The 25,392-nt window shown below is 38.9% G+C and carries 19 protein-coding genes; 12 read left to right on the forward strand and 7 right to left on the reverse strand.

Features of this window, described 5'->3' with window-relative positions:
* Positions 1–193: 193 nt before the first annotated feature.
* Both OB69_RS13400 and OB69_RS13405 read right to left on the reverse strand, forming a co-directional pair.
* On the reverse strand, positions 194–1,090 hold the full coding sequence (locus OB69_RS13400) for an alpha/beta fold hydrolase (RefSeq protein ID WP_071426789.1): 897 nt from the start codon (positions 1,088–1,090) through the stop codon (positions 194–196).
* A gap of 73 nt (positions 1,091–1,163) precedes the next feature.
* On the reverse strand, positions 1,164–3,326 hold the full coding sequence (locus OB69_RS13405; RefSeq protein ID WP_053224252.1) for a glutamine synthetase III family protein: 2,163 nt from the start codon (positions 3,324–3,326) through the stop codon (positions 1,164–1,166).
* A 232-nt stretch (positions 3,327–3,558) separates the two neighbouring features.
* Between OB69_RS13405 and mtaB the strand changes: the two genes are divergently transcribed.
* From mtaB to OB69_RS13420, 3 genes are all read left to right on the forward strand, one after another.
* Positions 3,559–4,878, forward strand: a complete 1,320-nt coding sequence (gene mtaB, locus OB69_RS13410) for a tRNA (N(6)-L-threonylcarbamoyladenosine(37)-C(2))-methylthiotransferase MtaB (protein WP_053224253.1) — start codon at positions 3,559–3,561, stop codon at positions 4,876–4,878.
* Between the two features lie 179 nt (positions 4,879–5,057).
* Positions 5,058–5,354, forward strand: a complete 297-nt coding sequence (locus OB69_RS13415) for a hypothetical protein (RefSeq protein WP_053224254.1) — start codon at positions 5,058–5,060, stop codon at positions 5,352–5,354.
* Between the two features lie 127 nt (positions 5,355–5,481).
* A complete protein-coding gene (locus tag OB69_RS13420; RefSeq protein WP_053224255.1) occupies positions 5,482–5,955 on the forward strand; it encodes a heme-binding domain-containing protein in 474 nt (157 codons plus the stop codon).
* 92 nt (positions 5,956–6,047) lie between these two features.
* On the opposite strand, the gene OB69_RS13425 is transcribed toward OB69_RS13420, so the two are convergent.
* Positions 6,048–8,453: an alpha-ketoacid dehydrogenase subunit alpha/beta gene (locus tag OB69_RS13425; protein ID WP_053224256.1), complete on the reverse strand. Its 2,406-nt coding sequence runs from the start codon at positions 8,451–8,453 to the stop codon at positions 6,048–6,050.
* Positions 8,454–8,786: 333 nt separating this feature from the next.
* Here OB69_RS13425 and ald point away from each other — a divergent pair, with 333 nt between their 5' ends.
* Together ald and OB69_RS13435 are read left to right on the forward strand one after the other, a co-directional pair.
* Positions 8,787–9,902, forward strand: a complete 1,116-nt coding sequence (gene ald / locus OB69_RS13430) for an alanine dehydrogenase (RefSeq protein WP_053224257.1) — start codon at positions 8,787–8,789, stop codon at positions 9,900–9,902.
* A 224-nt stretch (positions 9,903–10,126) separates the two neighbouring features.
* A complete protein-coding gene (locus tag OB69_RS13435) occupies positions 10,127–10,705 on the forward strand; it encodes a hypothetical protein (protein ID WP_053224258.1) in 579 nt (192 codons plus the stop codon).
* A 177-nt stretch (positions 10,706–10,882) separates the two neighbouring features.
* On the opposite strand, the gene OB69_RS13440 is transcribed toward OB69_RS13435, so the two are convergent.
* The 4 genes from OB69_RS13440 to OB69_RS18925 form a co-directional block, all read right to left on the reverse strand.
* Positions 10,883–11,794 (reverse strand): DUF6607 family protein, encoded by a 912-nt coding sequence (locus OB69_RS13440; protein ID WP_053224259.1) that lies wholly within the window; start codon positions 11,792–11,794, stop codon positions 10,883–10,885.
* A gap of 72 nt (positions 11,795–11,866) precedes the next feature.
* Positions 11,867–12,958 (reverse strand): HmuY family protein, encoded by a 1,092-nt coding sequence (locus OB69_RS13445; protein ID WP_053224260.1) that lies wholly within the window; start codon positions 12,956–12,958, stop codon positions 11,867–11,869.
* Positions 12,955–15,228: a TonB-dependent receptor plug domain-containing protein gene (locus OB69_RS13450; protein ID WP_053224261.1), complete on the reverse strand. Its 2,274-nt coding sequence runs from the start codon at positions 15,226–15,228 to the stop codon at positions 12,955–12,957. The genes OB69_RS13445 and OB69_RS13450 overlap by 4 nt, the downstream gene beginning before the upstream one ends.
* A 101-nt stretch (positions 15,229–15,329) precedes the next feature.
* The gene (locus OB69_RS18925) at positions 15,330–15,962 is read right to left on the reverse strand and encodes a response regulator transcription factor (RefSeq protein ID WP_053224262.1); all 633 of its coding nucleotides are present in this window, start codon (positions 15,960–15,962) and stop codon (positions 15,330–15,332) included.
* A 193-nt stretch (positions 15,963–16,155) separates the two neighbouring features.
* Here OB69_RS18925 and OB69_RS13460 point away from each other — a divergent pair, with 193 nt between their 5' ends.
* From OB69_RS13460 to OB69_RS13490, 7 genes are all read left to right on the forward strand, one after another.
* Positions 16,156–17,445: an aminopeptidase P family protein gene (locus tag OB69_RS13460; protein WP_053224263.1), complete on the forward strand. Its 1,290-nt coding sequence runs from the start codon at positions 16,156–16,158 to the stop codon at positions 17,443–17,445.
* 6 nt (positions 17,446–17,451) lie between these two features.
* On the forward strand, positions 17,452–17,892 hold the full coding sequence (locus OB69_RS13465) for a GNAT family N-acetyltransferase (RefSeq protein ID WP_053224264.1): 441 nt from the start codon (positions 17,452–17,454) through the stop codon (positions 17,890–17,892).
* Entirely contained in the window at positions 17,889–18,164 is a 276-nt protein-coding gene (locus tag OB69_RS13470; protein ID WP_053224265.1) for a hypothetical protein, read from the forward strand. The genes OB69_RS13465 and OB69_RS13470 overlap by 4 nt, the downstream gene beginning before the upstream one ends.
* A 9-nt stretch (positions 18,165–18,173) precedes the next feature.
* On the forward strand, positions 18,174–18,587 hold the full coding sequence (locus tag OB69_RS13475) for a RidA family protein (protein ID WP_053224266.1): 414 nt from the start codon (positions 18,174–18,176) through the stop codon (positions 18,585–18,587).
* Between the two features lie 91 nt (positions 18,588–18,678).
* On the forward strand, positions 18,679–21,045 hold the full coding sequence (locus OB69_RS13480) for an alpha/beta hydrolase family protein (protein ID WP_053224267.1): 2,367 nt from the start codon (positions 18,679–18,681) through the stop codon (positions 21,043–21,045).
* A 170-nt stretch (positions 21,046–21,215) separates the two neighbouring features.
* Positions 21,216–21,767, forward strand: a complete 552-nt coding sequence (locus OB69_RS13485; protein WP_053224268.1) for a mechanosensitive ion channel family protein — start codon at positions 21,216–21,218, stop codon at positions 21,765–21,767.
* Positions 21,768–22,120: 353 nt separating this feature from the next.
* On the forward strand, positions 22,121–25,392 hold a 3,272-nt coding region (locus OB69_RS13490; protein WP_394324655.1), incomplete at its 3' end, for a beta strand repeat-containing protein.

Consider the following 25,392-nt stretch of genomic DNA (forward strand, 5'->3'; position numbering starts at 1 on the left):
GCAGAAGCAGGCCATGCGATAGCAATGGGCTGTAACGAAGCAGTCTCAATTATGGGAGAAGTGAAATTGCTTCACGTTTTCTTATCCACTTCGATTGACATTTATAGGTTCGCAATGACTACAAAAATAACCGCCACTCTAAGATCTCGCTTTCGGGCGAGAACGAAAGAGTCTATCAAATAGAACACAAATCCTAACTCCCAACCCCACTCCTAATTTCTTCCAACATCTCCAAAATCGTTTTTTTAACGAGGTCAGATTCATTCCAAGGCAAAAAGTGGTTTTGCTTGGGCAGCATAATAATTTTATGAGGTGCGTTAACCAAAACGCTATCTGCAAAAGGCCCATTTCCTGGGTGAACAAGATCATCGGCTTCACCTTCAATTACAACACTAGGCATTGTAACATCCTTCCAAAGCGGCATCATTAACTCAAGTTCCTCTCTTAAGAAAATAAGTTCTTCATTAGAGATTCTAAATATTTTAGGGAAAATTCCTTCAATAATTGGCCAACGCATTGGTACCCTAAACCAATCTTCATGCGGTTCCAATTCGGCAGAAAGTGCTGGTGCTAGCATAATAATGCCATCTACCAGCTCTGGAAAATCCATGGCCATTCTGGCTACAATAGGCCCACCCAATGAGTGACCAATCAGAATTCTTGGCGCTGGGTATTTCTCCAAAATAGGCGCTAAATATTTGGCTTGGGTTTCTATTGAAGCCACTGGTTTACCATAGCTCGACTTCCCAAAACCCGGCCTATCGGGAGATACTATTACCGCTTTATTATAAAGCGCGCTATCAACAAAATAATCAATGAAGGCATCCCAAGAACCGGGCGTACCGTGTATAAATACGAATGTCGCAGGTTGTTTTAGGTCCAGCACTTTATAGTGCATTTCATAGTCGTCAACCGTATAAGTATCGCTGACTGGTTTTACAGGCTGGTCTTCAAAAAATTTGGCCACCTCTTTATCGCTTTTGGAAAAGCTAATACAACCGCTTACTATTTGAGAAACAGCTATAATAAGCACCACGCTTGAAAAGCAACCAATTCTCACTCTTTTAAACCACTTCGATTTCTTTTTCATAAGCATTTGAAACATACCATAAAAAAACCACTCCCTACCGGAAGTGGTTTTAAAATTTATGAAATAGTTTCGGTTATCTTAAGAAAAGCATCTCTCTGTATTTCAATAAAGGCCAATCCTCATCGTCAACCAATAGTTCAAGTTTATCCACTGCATTACGAATTTCATCAAAGTACTTTCCTTTAATTCTATCACAATACGCAATTGCTCTATCTCTAGATTCTTCGATATGGTTCACCTCGCCTCGCTCATCATTCATGGCATTAACCTTGGTTTGAATGGTTTGAATGTAACCGTTCACCTTTGTTATTACCGCCATAATATGAGAATTATCGAGACCCAAACTTGCAAGCTTACTTGCATTATCCATTAGTCTGCTTTGGTAATCAACAGCTGCAGGAAGAATCATATTCATTGCAATCTCACCCATTAACCTGGCTTCAATCTGCAGCTTCAGAATATAGTTTTCTAGCTGAATCTCATTTCTGGCTTCAAGCTCAACTGCATTCATCACTTTAAATTCCTCAAACATTTTGATGGAATCTTCAGCAACATAAGCATCTAGAGCTCTTGCTGTATCTTTCACATTTGGAAGACCTCTTTTCTTTGCCTCTTCTGCCCATTCTTCAGAATATCCGTCACCTTCAAATAAAACAGACTTAGATTCTTTAATGTACTTTCTCAGTATATTAACTATCGCAATTTTCTTGTCCTCACCTTTGCCAATCAACTTGCTTACCTCATTGTAGAACTCTTTTAATTGATTTGCTACAATTAGGTTCAGCACAGTCATTGGCTCTGCCACATTTTGGTCAGACCCAACAGCCCTGAACTCAAACTTATTTCCTGTAAAGGCGAAAGGAGAAGTCCTGTTTCTATCGGTATTATCGAGTATGATTTGAGGAATTTTATCGATCCCCAATTTCATATACATGTTATCGCCTTTGTCAACTTTAACGTTTCCGTTGTTCTCCAATTCTTGTAAAACTGAAGTAAGTTCAGAACCAATAAATACCGACATAATAGCAGGAGGAGCCTCATTCGCACCTAATCTATGATCGTTACCAGCAGAAGCAATACTGGCCCTCAGCATTCCTGGGTGCTCGTGAATAGCCTTGATAGTGGTTACTAAGAAGGTTAAAAACTGCAAGTTTTCTCTAGCGCTAGAGCTTGGCTGAAACACGTTTACACCAGTACCTGTGATAAGCGACCAGTTATTGTGCTTTCCAGAACCGTTAAGTCCAGCAAACGGCTTTTCGTGGAAAATAACCTTTAGATCATGTCTTTCAGCAACTCGATCCATCACATCCATCATCAATGAATTGTGATCAGTTGCTATGTTAATATCTTCGTATAATGGAGCTACTTCAAACTGAGCTGGAGCCACCTCGTTGTGACGGGTCATTACAGGAATTCCTAATTTCAACGACTCAATTTCAAAGTCCTTCATGAAATTGTAAACACGGCTTGGAATAGCACCAAAGTAATGATCATCTAACTGTTGCCCTCTTGCTGGGTGGTGTCCGAAAATTGTTCTTCCGCTCATTACCAAGTCAGGGCGCGCATTGAATAACGCTTTATCGATTACAAAGTATTCTTGCTCAACACCCAATGAAACACTAACGTTAGTTACATTTCTATCGAAAAGCTGACAAACTTTAGTAGCTGCTCTATCAACCGCCTCTACTGCCTTTAATAAAGGCACTTTATGGTCTAGGGCTTCACCTGTGTAAGAAACAAAGATGGTTGGAATACATAACGTTCTACCCCAAATGAATATGGGAGAAGTAGGATCCCAAGCGGTATAACCGCGTGCTTCAAAAGTACTTCTGATTCCGCCATTCGGGAAAGAAGAAGCATCAGGTTCTTGCTGAATCAACGCACTGCCTTTCAACACTTCTATTCCTTTTTGGGCATCAAAGAATGAATCATGCTTTTCAGCAGTCGACCCTGTTAAAGGCTGAAACCAGTGTGTGTAATGGGTAGTTCCTTTAGAAAGGGCCCAAGTTTTAACAGCAGAAGCTACCTCGCTGGCAGTTTCTAGGTCTATTTTTTTTCCTTTCTTTATTACCGCTTCAACTTTCTTGAACGTTTCTGGAGTCAAAGTTGACCTCATTTTCTCAAGTGTGAATACATCATCGGCAAAGAAATCTGAAATTTTGTCTGCAGGGGCGAAAACGCGCTCTGTAGTTCTTGTTTGAACGATATTAAGCGCTCGCTGACGTTGATTTAACATACGATAGAACTGATTGGTTAAAATTTACACCCAAAACTAAGTGAATTACAGCAAATAATTCAGAAACAGGGTGATTTTTTACCCTACTTTTTTCAAAAAAACGAAAAACACCTTAAAATCAGATACAACAAAGTATTTTCAACTTCAAAATCCAAAGCATAACCTGAAACAGACTCACTTCAAGCTTAATACTTCTGAATACTAAGTTAAATGCTTAGATTTGCAGCCCGAAATGAGAAAAGTAGCATTTTATACATTAGGCTGTAAGCTGAATTTTTCAGAAACCTCCACCATTTCCCGTCAGTTTGCTGAAAAGGGTTATCAAAAGGTAGAGTTTTCTGAAACACCCGATATTTTCATTATCAACACCTGTTCGGTAACTGATAATGCAGATAAAAAGTGTGCGAAGATTGTTCGCGAAGCTCAAAACATAAACCCCAACGGTTATGTAGCTATTATTGGCTGCTACGCACAACTAAAACCTAAAGAAATTTCAGAAATTCCAGGTGTAGATGCAGTTTTAGGTGCTGCGGAAAAATTCAGACTTATTGAATTACTAGATGGCTTTGTAAAGCCAGAAAACACACAGGTGTTAGCTTCTGAAATTAAAGAAGCGACAGCCTTTAATAATGCTTACTCTATTAATGACAGAACACGTACTTTCTTAAAAGTACAAGACGGCTGTAATTATCATTGTGCATTTTGCACCATTCCTTTGGCGCGCGGCAAAAGCAGAAGCGACAGTGTGGAGAATATTTTGAATTCGGCACGAGAAATTGCTGCTTCAGAAGTGAAAGAGGTAGTACTTACCGGTGTAAACATTGGCGATTTCGGAATTCAAGACGGAAAAAGAACTGAACGTTTTGTAGACTTGGTAAAAGCCATTGATGAAGTAGAAGGCATTGACCGTATACGAATCTCTTCCATCGAGCCCAATTTGCTTACCAACGAGATCATTGAGTTTACTTCAACCTCAAAACGTTTTGTACCTCACTTCCATATTCCGTTGCAATCGGGGAATAACAAAACGCTCAGACGAATGCGTAGACGCTATTTGAGGGAGCTGTACGAGGACAGAATCAACAAAATCAAGCAACTGATGCCAAACTGCTGTATTGGTGTGGATGTTATAGTTGGTTTTCCGGGCGAAACGCATGAGGACTTTTTAGATACTTATAACTTCTTAAACGAGTTAAACATTTCTTACCTCCACGTTTTCACTTATTCTGAAAGGGCAAATACCGCTGCACCAGAAATGGAAGGGCGAGTTCCTTTAAAAGAAAGAAAAGAGCGCTCGAAAATGCTTCGAATTCTTTCAGAGAAAAAGAAACAGCAATTCTATAGAGAGAATCTGGGGTCTACTGCAACTGTTCTTTTTGAGAATGATATTGAGAACGGTATGATGCACGGCTTTACTGAAAACTATGTGCGCGTTTCCGCTAAATATGACCCAATGCTCATCAATGAGCTAAAAACGGTTACACTAAAGTCTATCAATGAAAACGGAACTGTTGATGTAGAAGAACCAGAAATGGTTTTCGAAACTCATTAAAACTCCTTCTTCTCAATAAATTCAGGGGATCTACATGAAAATTTAGAATTAGAAGTGGCAAGATAGATCTTACACATCACCGAGACCCCTTCACCCAAGTCTCCTACCACTTACCCTCAGCCAGGAACCCAAACGTAATTTTTCACGAAAACCTACATGTCACTAAACTTAAAAAAATCATGGCAAGCGGATTAGGTTTCATATTAGATGCGAACAACAGAATGATGAATAATAGGGCTCTACTAAACAGAGGAGGCTCTTTTAACATCCAGTCAGCAAATAAATTCATCCAACCCTCTGGGCGCAAATACACTTTCAAAAAGCTGAGTACTATAGTGTCAAAAAAAATCAGAACACAAATTCAACAAGAGCAATTAGAAGAAAGAAAAAGAACACTACTTCTAATTACTGCCAGTACAGCAGTCTCTCTTTTACTATTCTGGGGAGTTTATGAATTTCTGAATTTTATCTTCTAAGAATACCAACAATAGTCGCAGTGTATAAAGGCTGCGACTTCCATTTTTTATACAAGCGCCTAATTTTATACAGAAATATTTTTCATATTTGAATGAGCACCGAATGTTCAACTGCTAATTCTTAACCATGAAAAAAATACTCCGCTACATTCTTCTCTTCATTCTTTTTGCATTTGTTGTTATTCAATTTATCAATCGCCCTGAAAAAATAAGTGAGCCAGTTACTGATAACGACATCATTCTTTCCCTGAATATAGATGATGAAATTGCTGCCATGCTAAAAACATCTTGTTATGATTGCCACTCAGATCAACCACGTTACCCTTGGTATTCAAACGTTGCTCCTTTAAGTTGGTGGATTGGCGATCATATTGAACACGGCAGAGACGAATTAAACTTTTCATTATGGGGTACTTATACTGCCCGTAGACGTGACCATAAATTAGAGGAAGTAGTCGAGTTGGTTGAAAAGCGTGAAATGCCACTACCTAACTACCTCCCAATGCACAAAGATGCCGAACTTTCTGACGAGCAAATTGAAAAGCTGAGAAATTGGGCAAATGCAGAAAGAGCCAACATTGCCGCAGAAACAGAAAATTAAACAACCATTATTCAATAAAAAAGGAAAGGCTTTGCCATATGGTAAAGCCTTTCCTTTTACTTAAAAGCCACTTTACGGCTTTAATATCCTTATTAGTATAATTCTGGGAATTTAACTGGATCTACCTCATTCATTAACGCATAAGCCGTGTCGAAAACAGTTTCAACACTTGGCTTAGAGAAATAATCTCCATCAGAAGCGTATGCTGGCCTGTGCTCTTTTGCTGCAATGGTTACTGGCTGAGAATCTAAATAGAAGTAAGCACCTTGCTCCTCCACTACTTTCTGCATCATAAAAGCGGAAGCACCTCCAGGTACATCTTCATCAGCAAAAATCACCCTATTAGTTTTCTTAATTGAATCCACTATTGAATGATGAACATCAAAAGGAAGTAAAGTCTGAACATCGATCACCTCTACTGAAATTCCAATCTCCTCTAGTTCTTCGGCAGCCTGCATTACAATTCTACACATTGAACCGTATGTAACAATAGTCATATCGGTACCCTCTTTCAACACTTCAGGGATACCCAAAGGCAATGTGAACTCACCAATATTATTCGGAATTCGTTCTTTCAGGCGGTAACCATTCAAACATTCAATAATCAATGCTGGCTCATCTGCTTTTAGCATGGTGTTATAGAACCCAGCTGCTTGCGTCATATTTCGAGGCACTAACACATGAATTCCGCGTAAGCTGCTCAAAATCATACCCATTGGCGACCCTGAATGCCATACACCTTCAAGTCTATGCCCTCTTGTTCTAATAATCAATGGTGCCTTCTGGCCACCAGCAGTTCTGTACTGAAGAGAGGCTAGGTCATCAGAAAGAATCTGAATAGCATAGAGTAAGTAATCCAAATACTGAATTTCGGTAATTGGCCTTAAGCCCCTAAGTGCCGCGCCAATTCCTTGTCCAATAATGGTGGCTTCGCGAATACCAGTATCGGTAACTCTTAACTGTCCGTATTTATCTTGCAAGCCAGCAAAGGCTTGGTTTACATCTCCGATTTTCCCTACATCTTCACCAATGGCAAAAACCCTAGGATCGCGGGCTAAAGCGGCATCAAAACATGCTTGAAGCACTTCTCGACCATCGACCAGCGGAGATTCATCTGAAAACTCTGCTTTAATTTCATCCACTTTTAAAGCTGACTTTGCAGACTCGCTTAAAAGATGTGAACTGAATCTTTCTTCGTTTTTCGCTAAGGCATTTTTAAGCCAAGCCGCTAACTCCGTTCTTGCTTCAGTATTTTCTGAACGAGTCAGCCTAAGCACTCTTTTAACCGCTTTGATCGAATCCAATCGAATTGGATTCATCGTTTTCTTTAGGTCAGATGCCGCTTGGTGTATTTCTCCGATAAAATTACTGTCTTCAGCACATTTCTCGATCGCTGCAACCGCCTCATTTTGCTCGGCTTTTATGTCTTGCATAAAGGCATTCCATGCAGCAGTTTTTGCCGACTTCGCACCTTCTTTGGCTTCTTTTTCTATTATATCTAAGTCAGCTTCTTGCGCCAATTCATTTTCTAGAATCCATTCCCTCATTTTTTTGAGGCAATCAAAATCAGCTTCCCACTGAAGCCTTTCCTTTGATTTATATCTTTCATGAGAACCAGAAGTCGAATGGCCTTGAGGCTGTGTCATTTCAACCACGTGAATAAAGGTAGGCACATGTTCTTCTCGCGCTATTTTGGCGGCCTTTTCAAAAGTTTCGACCAATGCCATATAATCCCAGCCTTTCACCACAAACACCTCAAAACCAGGTTTGTCTTTTGTGCGCTGTATTCCAGCTAAAAACTCAGATATACTTCCTTTTGTAGTGTGGTATTCTTTAGGTACTGAAATACCATATTCATCATCCCAAACGGACATCACCATTGGTACTTGCAGCACCCCAGCAGCGTTAATCGACTCAAAAAACGGACCTTCAGAGGTTGATGCGTTACCAATTGTTCCAAAGGCTACTTCATTTCCTGTTATCGAGAAATCAGAGAATTGATGTAAATCTTTATTTTGGCGATAGAGCTTTGAAGCATAAGCCAAACCCAAAAGTCTTGGCATTTGACCAGCAGTTGGTGAGATATCTGCACTGGAGTTTTTCATTTCCGTTTGCTTCTTCCATTCTCCATTTTCATCTAAAAGTCGAGTACCGAAGTGGCCGTTCATGGATCTTCCTCCACTGGCAGGTTCTGCTTCAACATCGGTATGAGCATACAACTGAGCGAAGTATTCCTGAACACTAAGCTGACCAATAGCAAACATAAAGGTTTGATCGCGGTAGTATCCTGAACGGAAATCTCCTTTTTTGAAAGCCTTGGCCATGGCAATTTGAGCTACCTCTTTACCATCACCAAAAATGCCAAATTTAGCTTTCCCCATGAAAACTTCCTTTCGCCCCATCAAACTCGCTTCTCTGCTTTCGCATGCCAAACGGTAATCGTTCAATATCTCTTCTACCCCTATGCTCAGTTTTTTATCTGTTTTAGTCGCTCCCAAGATCTTATATGTTAAATTTTTAAAGCACGTTTTACCCGAATGTGAACAAAAATACAATTTTACAGATACGAATCAAATTTGGCGTAAGCTAAATTACAAACGGCAATACAGAATAAAATATATTAAAATCAACAATTTCAATATATTATTTTGAATAAGTTGTTCGAACGAAATTTTATTCCTCATTAACCTTGAGATAAAATTTTTCATCAAAGTGACTATAAACCCCTAAATAAAAACCTTTTATATCAGCGGACTCTTTTTTCTCTGACTTTGCCATCGTTTGATGTCTAGCTTACTATATTTGCCGAGTAACATTAAAATTCAGATATCATGATCATTGGTGTACCAATCGAAATTAAAAACAATGAAAACAGGGTTGCTTTAACCCCGGGTGGTGCCTTAGAACTTATTAAGCGTGGTCACACGGTTTATGTTCAGGATAATGCGGGCTTCAATAGTGGTTTCCCAAATGAATTATACGAAAGTGTAGGGGCTAAAATATTGCCTACTATCGAAGCTGTATATGACATTGCGGAAATGATCATGAAGGTGAAGGAACCGATTGAAAGCGAATATAAATTGATCAAAGAAGATCAGTTGTTATTCACTTATTTCCACTTTGCTTCTTATGAGCCATTGACTAAAGCGATGATTGAAAATCGTTCAGTTTGTTTGGCTTACGAAACGGTTGAAAAAGCTGATCGCTCTTTACCTCTTTTGATTCCTATGTCGGAAGTAGCAGGTAGAATGGCTACACAACAAGGCGCTAAATACCTTGAAAAACCTATTAAAGGTAAAGGTGTATTGCTTGGCGGTGTACCAGGTGTTAGCCCGGGTAGAGTGCTTGTTTTAGGCGGTGGAGTTGTTGGTACTCAAGCTGCTAAAATGGCTGCTGGTCTTGGTGCTCAAGTAACCATTATGGACATCAACCTTGACCGCTTGCGCTATTTAAACGATGTAATGCCTGCAAACGTGGTAACTCGCTATTCTAGTGAAGTAAACATTCGTGAGTTAATTCCGATGATGGATTTGATTATTGGTGCGGTACTAATTCCTGGTGCAAAAGCGCCTAACTTGATTACAAGAGACATGTTGAAAGACATGCAAAAAGGAACTGTTCTTGTTGACGTTGCGGTAGACCAAGGTGGTTGTATTGAAACATGTAAACCAACAACTCATGAGAATCCTACTTTCATTATTGACGATATTGTTCACTACTGTGTAGCTAACATGCCTGGTGCAGTACCTTACACTTCTACTGTGGCACTTACTAACGCAACCCTACCTTACGCTATTCAATTGGCAAATAAAGGATGGAAAAAAGCATGTAATGAAAACAGAGAGCTAGAATTAGGCTTAAACGTAATCAAAGGAGACGTGGTATATAAAGCTGTTGCTGAAGCCTTTGACTTACCTTATGTTGATGTTAAAAAACATTTGAACTAATAAAGATTTATTCTTTTATATAACAAAAAATGGCCGCTTTCAGTGGCCATTTTTTGTTTCTCCCATTCACCAAACTACAAGCCTTATTTACCACTAATAAAGAATTAAGAGAAAAATAATTTCAAACCCTTGCAACAATGTTGCACTTGCACTATCGTTGCATATATTGCATTCGATTTAGAACTGATCTTTAAGTATATTTAAAAATATAACGTTTAATAATTATGAAACTCACACGTATCAAGCTTTATTCCTTAGCCGTATTTGCAGCTATTTTGACTACAACGGCCTGTGGTTCTGACGATCCTGAACCAGTAAATGAAGAAGAATTAATCACCACTTTGAGGGTAACTTTTACAGGAACAGGACCTAATGCGGGTGAGGTAGTAACAGCTACTTTCAAAGACCTTGATGGCACAGGAGGAAATGATCCTGAAATTACCAACCCAGTATTAGCCGCCAACGGTTCGTATGATGTAAGTGTAGCTTTTCTAAATGAAGCAGAATCTCCTGCAGAAAACATCACTTTGGAAGTACAGGAAGAAGGTGATGAGCATCAAGTATTCTTTATTGCCAACAATATCAATTTCACTTATCAGTATGATGCCCAAGATGTTGATGTTAATGGAAAACCAATTGGTTTATCGGGCTCTGTTTTAGTTGGTGCAGCAGGTACAGGAACTTTACAAGTACTTCTTATTCACGAACCAAATAAAGATGCTACTGGAGTTAGCGGTGGCGACCCAACTAACGCTGGCGGAGAAACTGACATTAGCGTTACTTTTAACGTAACTATCCAGTAAAAGAATTAGTAATAGTTTTAGTTAGTTAGCAGTTATACACGTATCGATTTTTCAATCGGTACGTGTTTTTTTATACCTGAATTAAAACAAAAAGAGCACCTCTTCTGAAGTGCTCTAAATGGCAAAAACTCTTGTTTAAAATTCCCTTGACGGACTTTCACCCAGCTTTTACACAACCTAATCCATATAAGATTTAATGATTTCTGATACTTTAGCCTGTACCTCTGTGCTATTGTATTTCTCGGCAGTAGCCATTTCATCACCTAAAGCAAAAAGTACTTCATAAAGCATTTTATCATCAAGACTTTGTGCATAACTAAAATCAGGGTTAGCAGCATAAACTTCAGCCCAAACAGATCTCACATCAGCCCAGTACTGCTCATTTTTCTTCCACCACTCTTGTGCTGCAACACATTTACTATCCTCCACTTTCGTGTATACATTCATTCCCTTCTCTTCAGCTAAAAGCTCATCTCCTTTTTCGGTACGATTTACCTTTCCATTGTCTTGCTCATGAATCCACCCAAAATCTGTAAGCTCATGCCTATTGGTACGAAGCATAACGTTGTAATCACTTCGCTTTGAATATTCTCTTCTTGGCAAAGGTGAGTCTGAAGCGCCTTCCCAATAATGTTTTCCATCTACATGCACCCAAGATGCGGAACTCTCATAACGGGGGCTGTCGTCTACATGGTAAACCTTTTGCGACCACTGCCCTTTCACTGCTGATTTTGGCAAAGTGTGAAGCTTCCATCCATTGTCTTTAACATAGCTGTAAAGCTCTGTGTTCTCATAAAGCCAATCTTGTCTCCAGTGCTTAACAATTTGACCACCACCTACGATCAACAAATGTTGCATAGAGATTTCATCCTTATCATCTTTTATTAGTTGCACCCACTCAAACCCTTTGGTTCTATAGTTGTCATGAAACTGATAATCTCTCTGATAATCAAAAGTTTCCGCAAAGTTGAAAGTGATTTCATAACAGCCACACATCTCTTTAATGGCTTGTTGATCTTGCTTCTTTTTATTCTGTGCCAATGCAATAGTTGACATCATCAGCATAAGGCAAATCAGTATATTCTTCATTTTACTTATTATTTGAATGTGTATTAATACTTAGTTAAACTTGAATGATTTGAGTTTTTGACCTTGTTGTTCTTATTGAACCAATAAATCATACTGAATTTGAGGGTAGCCTCTTTCACCAGAAATTGGGTATAACATTCTGGTGAATTTCAGTTTGTAATAGTTGTTATCACTATCTTTCACCACATAGAATATATCTGGATTCACTCCGGTTTCTTGATCAGAGCCAGGCTGGGCAACAATCCTCCAATCGCTTCCAATTGTAGCTAAATCTGAAGAGTAACTTAAGTCAGTGGAGTTGGTAAATGTGAAATCTTCATAAGCATAATCCGATACAGATACTTCAGCTATTTCCACATTTGCTCTGTTTTGAATCACAAAATCTTTGTAAGCATAAGGTATCTTGGAAGTGGCGTCAATAGGTAAAAGGTTAGTGAAAATTGTGAAGCAAATGTCCCATTTAGTTTTCTCTGGTTCTACACTCACCAAACCTTGATTAAAGTTGACGTAATTGAAATTGTAGTTACTGTCTTTATTAATCTGTATTTCACTGAAAGTTGCTGAATTGATTTCTGCATATTGCATTTTATACCCACTACCCTCTCTCAAGAATCGAGCTTTCATCCATCCTCGGCCTGATCCATCAGCATTTTTACCTCGATTGATAATGTAAACTTTGTTTTGCTCAGCTATAGTAGATACTTCAGCAATGGCAGTTCCTTCTAAAGATCCATCTGGCTGATCCATCCAAGTTTGGGCTAGAGGTAACCATTCCGCTGGCGCTCCAAACAATGAACCGAAGATGGCATCAATATCCATTTGAGCCCCCATTCCTACGGTATCTTCAGCAGTAACTTCGGTCAAATCAGTTTTGTCAATTGCCTGAGCAAGCATACTTGCAGGGTTGTTCAGAATCACTCTAAACTCGCTACCCGCATAGAAACCTAAATCCCAAGAAGCACGATTAACTACTGTTTGAGTTTTAGAAGAAAAATCGATAAAAACTTGGTTAGGTTGATCAGCCCCTCCCACTTCTGCATCTATAATTGCGCTTGAAACTGCAGGGTCAACTTTAGGTTGATCATCTTCAGAATCGCAAGCATTTAAGAAGCCAATGGCTACTAAAGCAAGAATTAGCTTCAAGGTGTATTTACTGTTCGTCATTTTAATTTTAGGTTATAGTTTAATTTTATGAAATAGCTTCTTCCGTAGGATACAGGCACAGAAGCACCGCCAGAGTGTGTTCCGCCTGAAACTCCTGAGTTATTGATTCTTTGAATATCTAGTAAGTTTCTTGCCCCAAACACCATATCAAAATGGGTGAAAAAGGTTTTGGATAAGGTTAAATCTAGCCAGTGGTAGCCCTCCACTTCACCAATGGTTACCTCTTGTTCACCAGCAGTATTTTCCGAGAAAATGTAGTTTCTTAATGCTCCTGTGTATTTGTAGAAAACATTGATTTTTGTTCCAATCGCAGCCCAATCGTACTGAATATTTCCATTGAGTTCTGGTGTATAGAAAAACTTGTTTAAATCATTTTGCTGATTTTCGTCTAAACGGTTATACCTACCAACATATGAAATCCCAAAACTCGTTTTGAGCTTCTCCCACTCCATTTTCTGGTTTACACCAAGCCCTAAGGTTTTGTATTTATCAATATTGACATAGGTGGTAGCCGTTGCATCAGAGGCTGATTGGGCGATCCCAATCTGGTCGTCAATCGTATTGTAGAAGAGGTTAATTGCAGCTTCTGATTTAGCATTTCCTACCTCGTAAGATTTAGTGAAATTAGAGCTTAAATGATGAGAAAACTCTGGCGTTAAATTTTCATTCCCAAAAATTCTATGGTTCGAGTCAACAAACTCAAAATAGAGTTCCCGAACAGAAGGCGCACGATAGCCTCTTCCATAAGAAAGTCTTAAATCTGCATTCCCCTCAAACGATTTCTTGATTTGTGCCGAAGGAACTAGCTGTGTTCCGAAAGCACTATTTGAAGCCAAGCGTAGGCCTGGACGAACAAGAATATTCTCAGCCATTTTCCACTCGAGCGAACCATAAATAGCCAAATCGTTAATCTCTTGTTCGCCTTCCTGAATTCTTCCACCACCTACTTTTTCAAAGCTTACATTATAACCTGTCTGAAGATCAATTTTATCGGAAAAAGATAAATATCCAGCACCTCCGAATTCCCATACATTATATGTACTTACATCTTGGTCGCCATTAGCAGTGGTTAACTGTTCTTCACCTGTAACCAGGTTTTTCGAAACTTTTCTCTTTATTCTTTCAAAGTCAGAATAAGAGGCAAAAGCATTGTAGCGGCTCAAAAAAGGGAGTTTGCCTTCAGCTTGAATATGATGAATAGCACGCTGAGTTAAGTACTTTTCATCTATAGCGAAAGGCTGATTTTCTCCTGAGGGTAAATAATTATTATTTGATTTACCGAGGTCATTGATCGTCTCGTCTAAATAATCTAATCTATAATAAATGGAGTGATTTTCTGGGCTAAATCGAAGTAGCGCATTGCCCTGATATTGCTCTTTAGGGTTCCATTCCCTTGGTCGGCCTGTTTGATTTCCTTGAAAACCCTTAAAATCGTTATGCAATACTCCTATTTGCCCAAACCATTGCTTAGCAATTTGTTGCCTTACATCTATGCTTTGAATGTGCTTTCCTTCATCTGCCCCAAACTCAGAGCCTACGGTTTCTTCTTGTATACCCACTGAAATTTCGGTGGTGTTTTGTGCGTCTTTATAAGAAATAAGATTGATTACCCCGGCCAAAGCATTCGCACCATAGTTCACCGCCATTGGGCCTTCCACAATCTCAATTCTTTCAATGTTATTTAGGTTGATTTGAGAAAGGTCGGCCGCATTTCCGTTTCCGTTTCGGTTAACCAAAGGAACTCCGTCTAGAAGAATCTTTACATTCTGACCAGAAATTCCCTGCATGCTAATTCCGGAGCTTCCGATGGCCAAATCTTGAGATGCACGAATATTTAAAGTGTTGGAAAGCGCTTCAGATAAACTCACCGCTCCTCGTGCTTTTATTTCCTCTCGGTCAATCACCTTCACGGTGAATACCGATTGTTCAGCAGATTGAGGATTAAACTGTCCTGTAACAATAAAGTCACCGAGCTGAACCTTTTTTGGCATAAGGTGAATCAAATAATCTTTAGAAGTTTTTAATGTATCTGAATAGGACTGATAACCAACATGTTGGGTTTTTATGACGATAGGGAAGTCGATCAATTTCAGTTCAACCACACCAAGATTATTGGAAATAACTTGCCCACTGTAAGTGCCATTTAAAGGCTGAAACATAAAGGCCACTCCTTCAATTAAATCGCCCGTAGTTTGGTCTCTTAATGTAATTTTCTGCCCAAAAACGGTAGAACAAATGAGAATAAATATGAGAATAATAGCGCTGCGCACGAGTGTTATTTAGATTGATTCTTAATAACACAAAGGTAGCTGGCTTTTAAGTTGGCTTACAATCGCTATTGCTAGGGAAAATAATCACTAGCATTAGTGACTTATTTACGTTCTAAGCTCACCCAGCCTTGTTCGGCAGCAAAGATGATAAGCTCTGTAGGAGATTTGAGTTTCAGCTTTTTAAGTATGTTTTTGCGGTGTGAGTTTACCGTATGAATGCTAATACTGAGTATATCTGCAATTTCAGAAGATGAATTTCCAGCAGCAATCAGCTTCACTACCTCCTTCTCTCGTTCAGAAAGTTCAAAAAACTCATTACCTTCTTCAACCAACGCTTTTAGCACTCTATTGCAGTAGAATGTCTTACCATTTTTGATTGCGCTTATGGCTTCAAGAATTTCGTCTTCACTACAAGATTTGGTTAAAAAGCCATTCACTCCCATTTTCAGTACGCTGCGTATTCTATTACTGTCTACATCATCAGTAATAACCAGCACATTCAGGTTAGGATGCGTCTGAATCCATCGGCTAAGTTCGTGCACAAAGCCTTCGTCTTCATTTTGGTAGTCTAAGATTATAGTTTCCGTTTCATGACTCCCAATCAACTTCTTAAGTTCAGACGTGTGTTTAAATACCTTCACCTCACTAAAATGACCGCTATTATTGGCCAAAGCCAGCAAACCCTGCTGAATTAAGTACTGCGGAAAACAGATGTAAAGTGGGGCGAGATTCAATTGACTATCCTTATTTAGACTAATTCTACACAAAGGTAAGGCAAAAAGGTAAATAAGAAACAGATGGGCTATTTAAAAAATGATTTCTTACAAGATGAAACCATAAATGAATAGTCAATAAGACTTAATGAGCTTTCCTTCCTTTTCTCCCTTTTTCCTAGTTATTTCGTCTGAATTCATAAAAACATAGATTATGAGATACGAAGCAATAGGAAAAGACCTGTTTATTAAAAATAGAGAAAAACTAAAAGCCCGTTTAAAGCCAAACTCAGTTGTTGTAGTTTGCTCTAACGATATTATGCCCACCAATGCAGATGGCACCATGCCATTTCGCCAAAATAGCAACATGCTCTACCTTTCGGGAATCGATCAAGAAGAATCCATACTATTGATTGCTCCTGATTTTCCAGACCCTAAATTCAGAGAAGTATTGTTTGTAAGAGAAACCAATGAGCATATTGCCGTTTGGGAAGGACATAAATACACACAAGAGGAGGCCACGGAAACCTCAGGCATTCAGACGGTGATTTGGAATGACAAGTTCGAGAACACTTTCAACACCATTCTTGCCGAAACAGAGCACATCTACCTTTATAATAATGAGCATATTCGTAATGCCACTGAGGTAGAAACCCGCACAGATAGATTTACGAAATGGTGTCATGCCAACTACCCAAACTATGAGTATGAAAGACTAGCACCAATTATTTACGACCTGAGAACAGTTAAAGAGAAAAGAGAAATCGAACTCATGCAAACTGCCTGTGATATTACTGAAAAAGCTTTCAGAAAAGTACTAGGCTTAACCAAGCCGGGCGTTTGGGAATACGAGGTAGAAGCTGAATTTCAGTATGAATTTGTAAAAAGAAAATCTAAAGGGTTTGCATATACTCCAATTATTGGTGGTGGGCCAAATGCTTGTGTTCTTCATTATGTTGAAAATAAAGACCAATTGAGAGATGGTGATTTATTATTGATGGATGTTGGAGCAGAATACGCCAACTACAATGCGGATATGACGCGCACAATTCCTGTCAATGGCAGATTCACGAAAAGACAACGCGCGGTTTACGATGCTGTTTTGAGAGTGAAAAAAGAAGCCACCGCTATGCTGAAGCCAGGGAATAGGATTCCTGAATACCATAAAGAAGTGGGTAAAATTATGACGAGCGAACTAATCGGTTTGGGCTTAATTGACAAAACTGATGTAGCTAATGAAAACCCAGATTGGCCCGCTTATAAAAAATATTTCATGCATGGCACTTCTCACCACATAGGTTTGGATGTCCATGATGTAGCCAGCATTTATACAGAGTTTAAAGAGGGCATGGTATTCACAGTTGAGCCGGGTATTTATATTCCAGAAGAAGGGCTTGGTATTCGATTAGAAGATGATGAATTAATTACGAAAGATGGTACGTTCAACCTAATGCGTAACATCCCGATTGAGGCCGAGGAGATTGAAAGCATAATGAACGCTTAATTTCAAATGGCTATAGAAATTTATCACGGAACACTTTCAGAGGCATTAAAGGTCTTAGAAAGTGTTCCTGAATTTGATCCACTGTTGGATTCAGATTACTACGAGGGAAAAATCAAGAATAAAGCCCATATCGTATTATTGGCTAAAATTGATGGCGCCATGGTAGGTTGCAAATTGGGTTACCATAAACACAAAGACGGCTCATTTTATAGTTGGCTGGGTGGTGTTTTACCAGAATACAGAAAACTTGGCGTAGCTAAGGCCCTAGCCAATGAAATGGAAGTGTGGGCCTTAGATAAAGGTTATTCCAAAATTCGTTTTAAAACATTAAACCGCCATAAAGCAATGTTAGCGTTTGCACTTAAAAACGGCTTCGATATTTTTAATGTGAAACCAAAAGACGAACTTGAGAACTATCGCATTGAACTTGTAAAGCATTTAAAATGAGCACAGCAGCCGCAGCACAAGCCGCTATTCAACAAGCCATAAAAGCATCTGGCGCAATTGTCAAAATCGAAGCCAATGATTTTAGCCGAATGCTTTCAAAAATGGATGACGGTTTAGTAATTGAGCATCAGAGTAAACTATTTTTTAAAGACGTTTATAAATACAGCACCTCATATAAAGGCTTTGTATTCTATTGTAAATCGAATGAAAAGATTACGATTCCGACTAGATTAGAGAGCATTTCCGCCAAACACATTTGGGTTCCACAATAACATAAGACAATGAGCGACAAGCTAAATTCAAATAGAGCACCAGAGCCTGTAGGCTTATATCCGCATGCGCGAAAAGTAGGTAACCTCCTATTTCTTTCTGGCGTTGGCCCAAGAGAACGAGGTACAAAAAACATCCCTGGAGTTGAATTAGATGGTGAAGGCAATATTCTCTCTTACGATATTGAAGCCCAGTGTCATTCGGTTTTCAAAAATGTAAAGCTCATTCTTGAAGATTCTGGAAGCAGCTGGGATCAGTTGGTAGATGTTACCGTTTTTCTGACCAACATGAAGGCTGATTTCAAAACCTATAATCGCATCTACGCGGAATACTTTAACGACAATCAACCTTGTCGTACAACTGTTGAAATTAACTCCCTCCCTACCCCAATTGCCATTGAACTAAAGTGCATCGCTACAATTTGAGTAATTCTCTTTTCTGAAATAATTACACTTATAAACCATCTGATTTGATAATCAATGATTTATAAGTAGATTTTGGAAACCTTAATTCGTTATGCGCAATTTCTTTAAACGTATTTCTAGAGCAGTTAAATCTTTCTTATTAAAAATAACCCCCGGGAAAATTGCTTGGAAAGGCGCTAACAAAGCCATCGCCACAACCGCAGTGGTAATTTGGGTTTTAGGAGCAATGTTCATGTTCGTGTTAGAGCCCGGTACACCAATCGGTCTAATTCCTTTAGCCCTCGGACTGATTCTTGCATTTCTGTGTAGTGCCAGTTTAATTCTGTTGCTCCTTATTCTTAAAAAATTACCCAAGAATTTTCTATGGGTGTTGCCAGGTGCTTTCTTTTTAACCACCATGATTTTTGGAGATAGCTTGGCCGTAAAATTTCCATTGCTCGTTATAGGTTTTTCAGGATTAGCGGGCGCAGGTTTGTTTTCGCTTACAAAAAAGAACAGAAGTACACTTTCTATTTATCAACTTATCGTATCAAGTTTGGGCAGCCTTATTGGTTTAGCAGGCTTAGTCTGGGGCCTTATTTGGTTGTTCGACACAGGAAACTTACCAGAAATAGCGCACATTGATGCAGCCCAAACCTCTCCTTACAAAGCCCCATTAATTCAAGCCCCAAATCCTGCCGAAGAAGGTGAGTACAAGGTTGCTTACCTCACTTATGGTAGCGGAAATGACAAACAGCGAAAAGAATTTGCCGAAGAAGTCACGATTGTTACGGATTCAGTAGACGGCTCTCGCTTATTAGACAATTGGGAAGGTTTTGCAGGAAAACTACGCACTCGCTTTTGGGGGTTCGATGAAGAAGCACTACCTATCAATGGGCGAGTTTGGTATCCTGAAGGTGATGGACCTTTTCCTCTAGCATTAATTGTTCATGGCAATCATGGTATGGAAGATTTTTCAGACCCCGGTTATGAATACTTAGGAAAACTCCTGGCCAGCCAAGGAATGATAATGGTGAGTGTAGATGAAAATTTCATCAACAGCTCGTGGAAAGACATGTTTGGTGATGGCTTGGATGAGGAAAATGATGCCCGAGGCTGGTTGCTTTTAGAGCACCTAAAATACTGGAGAAAGTGGAATAATGAAAGTGACCATATTTTTCAAAATAAAGTTGACCTAGAAAATATTGCTGTAATGGGGCATTCGCGGGGTGGCGAAGCAGCTGCGGTGGCTGGCTTCTTCAACAAATTGCAGTTCTATCCAGATGACGCCAAGCAAAAATTCGACTTCGACTTTAATATAAAATCTGTTGTAGCTATTGCTCCTGTAGATGGACAATACAAACCAGGAGAAACTCAAACGCCATTAGAAAATTTAAACTACTTGGTTTTACATGGCGCAAATGATGGTGACGTTCAGTCGTTTGCAGGCTTAAGACAATACGAAAGAGTCAAATTCACCGATTCCCTCTATCATTTCAAATCGGCTATCTATATATATGGTGCAAATCATGGGCAATTCAACACCACATGGGGCAATTCAGATTCAGGACAACCCTATGGTTCTCTTCTGAATAAAAAAGCTTTGTTACCGATGGAAGATCAATTGGAAATTGGTAAAGTATATATAAGTGCATTCTTGCAAGTCACATTGCAAGGCAAAAAAGAATATGAAGTTCTATTCAAAGACCATCGAAGCGGTAACAATTGGCTTCCTCCTACTATTTACCTCAACCAATACGAATCATCAGATTGGAAAGTCATTGCCGATTTCGATGAAGACTTAGACCTTACCACTAATTCAAGTGGAGGAAAAGTAACCTCTGAAAACCTAACCGTTTGGAGAGAACAGTTGGTAGGCATGAAATGGGGCAACAAGGCAACTCAAGCTGTATATGTAGGATGGGACAGTTTAGCTTATGAAAGCCAAACCGCTTGGATTGAATTTTCTGTTGGCGATCAACAAAAACTACCGCAATCAACCGCACTTACTTTCGAATTGGCCGAATCTAAAGAAAGCTCTTACCCAGATAAAGACAGAGATAAAAAGAAAGCTGACGAAAATTCGAACGAGAATAATGACTCGGACAATGACCAAAACAATTCAAATAAGAACGATGAGGAAACAGAAGAAAGTAAAAAGGAAGAGGATGATGACAAAAAAGCACCAGAACCTATTGACTTCACAATCCTACTCACCGATGATACTGGCCACACAGTACAGTTTAGCTTAAGTGAATACAGTTATTTGCAAAGACAGCTTACAGTTGACGTTCTGAAAAACCCTAGTCTTCAATCCACCAAAACTTCTGAAGCCGTTTACAACACCTTCTTTATATATGAAGAAATATTAAACGCTAAATCGCCAGAGTTCAATCTTGACGCTTTGGCAAAAATACGTTTTGTATTTAACAAGAGTTCTAAGGGCGTAATTATCATTGATAAAATAGCCTTGCATTAAGCCACCTACAGAATTTAATTATTCCCAACACCCTTATTTTACTCCCAAAATGGGATGCTTCTGCACGCTAAGAGAAATACCTAATAAATTTATGTGTATCTGGTAGGGTATACATACACATATGTGTATTTGGTACAGAGATTGAAACAACTTTCATCAAAGTATCGCATATGAGAACCATTACAAATAAAATGAAAGCGCCCTTTTTAACGTCTATACTTAATCTTTCAGGAGGTATCTTCTTAAAGACAGTAAAGCCTTTTAAGACAGGTGACTTCATTGAAATAAATGGTGAAATAGGTTCAGTAACATCTAGCAACTGGATTAATAGCGAAATTAAAACGATTGATGGCGAAAAGGTTCTAGTTGACAATTCTCAATTCATATTTGGCACATTGAATAACCTGAGCAACAAAAACATAATTAGGTTAGACCTAAAACTTAATGTGTGTTATTCAGAAAATATGTCTGATGTAAAAGAGGCTATCAATACTTTTCTGAAAGAGCACACTAATATTTTAAAATCTCCTAAATCAAGAATAATAGTAACTAAGCTCCATGAAAATTATGTTGAATTGAAGGTTTCACCATGGTGTTTGTTAGATCATTTTTTAGAACTCGACTACAAATTAGAAGCAGCACTACACAATTATTTAATTGAAAAGGGCTTTAAAATGCCGATTAGTAAAGAAGCATTTATTCAAGTTAGAGAAACAGCTTAAAAGAAACTATAAATTGAAATATCACAGCCCTTGTAAGAAGGGTTGAATAAAATTTGAAAACAGGGATTAATAGAAATAAACGACTGAATAAGGGTATGGCAAAATCAGAAGTCAAAAGCAAGCTTTCTGATTGTATTCCATAACCATCAATTCTGATCTTCAAGTTGTTAAATGTATTTAAATAACAAAATACCGTATACATTATACGTATTTTTATATATTTGCATTCCTTTCACTTAATCTCTTTCACCTCAAGCCTAGCCGAACATTAGTGTGTATTTGTTCTTAAAACTGGCAAAGGCATTATTGAGGAAAAAATTAAAGATTGCTTTTAACCAAAACGTGTGTATAAAATGTTAAAACCTGTACTCCATCCTGTCTTCAGGAGTGCTTTTAATTTTAAGAAAGGTCTACTAACACTTGTGTGTTGGTTTTCTTTGTTTATTTCAGCCAATGCCCAAGTTACACCAGTTCTTAACTTGAACTCAGCTGGAAATGCCTCTCTTGATTTGGCCTCCCTTAACTTAAATGACTGTTTCACATCTACTCCGTACACGCCTACTGCAGCGGTTGGTGATGGTCATGCAATGTGGTTAAGCAATAACCCATTCCCTTCAAGCACTACAGATTTTGTATTTAGTGCTGGAGCTTCATTTATTGAAAATGCAGATGGAACTGCTACCCTAAAAGGTACTTTGACCAATACAGGTAACCCATTAGACCAATGGGAAGTTAATCTATACCTATCTAGTAAATCTAATTGGACACAGTGGAGTGGCTTAGGCAGAACCTACAAAGATGAGTCTGGCCTAGTTGGAAATAATTATACCAATTGGTCATACTATATAGAAAACCCAAATATAGCGAGTACCATAGTGGGGTTATCTGGAAATACTGGTAAGACGGTAGAAATTACACACATGCCGGCTAGCTATAATTTTGGTTTTCAGGTTGGTACAGCTGCGAATAACAAAAACTCTGGTTTTGGCCTGTCGGGTTGGTTCAGTTATTCATTGGATGGACAAAACTATCACCAAGGCGATTTCAACCTTGATCTTGCTCAGGTACAAAGGGTAATCAATCACACAGCAAGCCAAACTACCTTCGACTGCTCAAACTTAGGGTTAAATACGATTACAATCACTTCAACCGATCAGTTTGGCGATACTTGTACTCAGCAAGTTGACATTAATATTAAGGATGTTACACCTCCTGTAGTTGTAACGAAAAATGTAATCCGTACGCTGATGAATGGAACAGTCACTATATCAGCAAACGATGTACTAGATTTTAATTGTAGCACTGGAGGTATTTCTAGTTTATATGGGCCAAATACTCTTAATGCTGATGGGAAAATAGAGAGTATTGTTGCTCCAAATGAAGGTGGCGAAGATTTTTTCTTTGCAAAGCCGTGTACATCAGACAACTGCTCTATTGCCTCCTATGTGATAAGCAAAAAGACTTTCGATTGTTCCAATATTGGAGAAAACATTGTTACAGCTACTGTTACAGACCAAAGTGGAAACGTAACCACGGCAACTGCAATAGTTTATATCAGGGATAACACCATTCCTGTGGCAAAAGCTAAAAATATAACGGTAGCCTTAGATGCTAACGGCATTGCCACAATCACACCTCAAATGATAAATAATGGATCAAGCGATGCTTGTGGAACAATTAGCTTATCATTAAATAAAACAACCTTTGACTGCTCAAATCTCGGTTTCAACCAAGTAACGCTGATTGTAACCGATAACAGTGGAAACACAAAAACTGCTACAGCTAATGTGAATGTAGTTGACAATACCGCCCCTACTGTAGTAACCAAAAATATATCCTTAAATCTTGACGAATTTGGTCAAGCATCTATTGCAGATGCGCTTGACCTACTTGTGCTTTGTGACGATGCTGTTATCGACATTGGTGATGGTGGGTTTGGCGATGGAGGATTTGGCGATGGAGGCTTCGGAGGTGGATTTGTACCTGGAGCTGGTGAACCTGCTAGTTTTATCCCTGCACCATACTATCAAGAAGCAACCTGTACTAAAGACAATTGTTCTATCACTGAAGTTAGTGTAGATATTACTGATTTTGACTGTTCTAATATTGGGCAGAATATAGTTACCGTTACTGTTTCTGATGCCAGTGGAAATTCAACTTCTAAAACAGCTATTGTTACTATAAACGATATCACACCTCCAACAGTAAATACAAAAAACATCACGGTAAATTTAGACGCCAACGGAAATGCAGCCATTACCCCTGCACAAATAGACAATGGGTCTTCTGATGTTTGCGGAGTCACACTTTCTCTTGATAAAACTTCTTTCGGTTGTTCAGATGTTGGCACTCAAACAGTAACATTAACAGCTACTGATGCAAACGGAAACTCTACTTCTAAAACTGCTACTGTTACTATTGCTGATAACACCGCCCCTACTATTATCACACAAAACATTACGCTTCCGCTTGATTCGAATGGAAACGTAAATCTTACTGCTGCGCAAGTAGATAACGGATCTTATGACAACTGTGGCATTACGCTTTCCATAGATAAAACATCGTTCAATTGTGCTCAAATAGGTGCCCATACAGTTATGTTAACAGGAACAGACCCTAGTGGAAACTCTGCTTCAGCTCCTGCTACGATTACTATTATAGACAACACTGCTCCAACCATTATTACTCAGAACGTAATGGTAACACTTGATGCGAACGGAAATGCCTCCATTACTAGTAATCAAGTAGATAACGGTATAACAGATAACTGCGGAATCGCTACCATTGAACTAAGTAAGGTAAATTTCGATTGCTCGAACCTTGGTGACAATACTGTAACTGTAACTGCTACAGATACCAATGGTAATGTTAGCACCAAGTCGGTAACAATTACTGTAACTGATACCACTGCTCCAACCATTATCACTAAGAACATTTCCGTAATACTTGATGCCAACGGAAATGCAAATATCACCGCTGCCGATATTGACAATGGTTCTTCTGACAACTGTAGCCTCACTTTATCTATTGATAAAACTTCATTTGATTGCTCTAAAGTTGGTGCGCAGACTGTTACCTTGACTGGAACCGATGCGAGCGGAAACACTGCTTCGGCTACTGCTATAGTAACTGTGGTTGACAATACTGCTCCTGCTGTAATCACCCAGAATATTTCTGTATCGCTGAATGCTAGCGGAAACGCAATCATCTCTGCTACTCAGATCAACAACGGTTCTTCTGATAACTGTGGAATTGCAAGTATGACGTTAAGCAAAACAAGCTTCGACTGTTCTAACCTTGGTGATAACACTGTAACATTAACAGTAACTGATAACAACGGAAATACTAGCACTAAAACGGCTACTGTAACGATTGTTGATGACATCGCCCCTACTGTTCTTGCAAAAAACATCACTGTAGCGCTTGATGCCAACGGAAACGCAAACATCACTACTGGTCAAGTAAACAATGGTTCTTTTGACAACTGTAACCTTACATTGTCTGTTGACAAAACATCATTCAATTGTAATGATTTGGGTGCTCAAACCGTAACATTGACTGGCACTGATGCAAGTGGAAACACTGCCTCGGCTACCGCTACAGTGACAGTGGTTGACAATACTGC

Source organism: Roseivirga seohaensis subsp. aquiponti (assembly GCF_001267955.1).
GTDB classification, from domain to species: Bacteria; Bacteroidota; Bacteroidia; order Cytophagales; family Cyclobacteriaceae; genus Roseivirga; species Roseivirga seohaensis.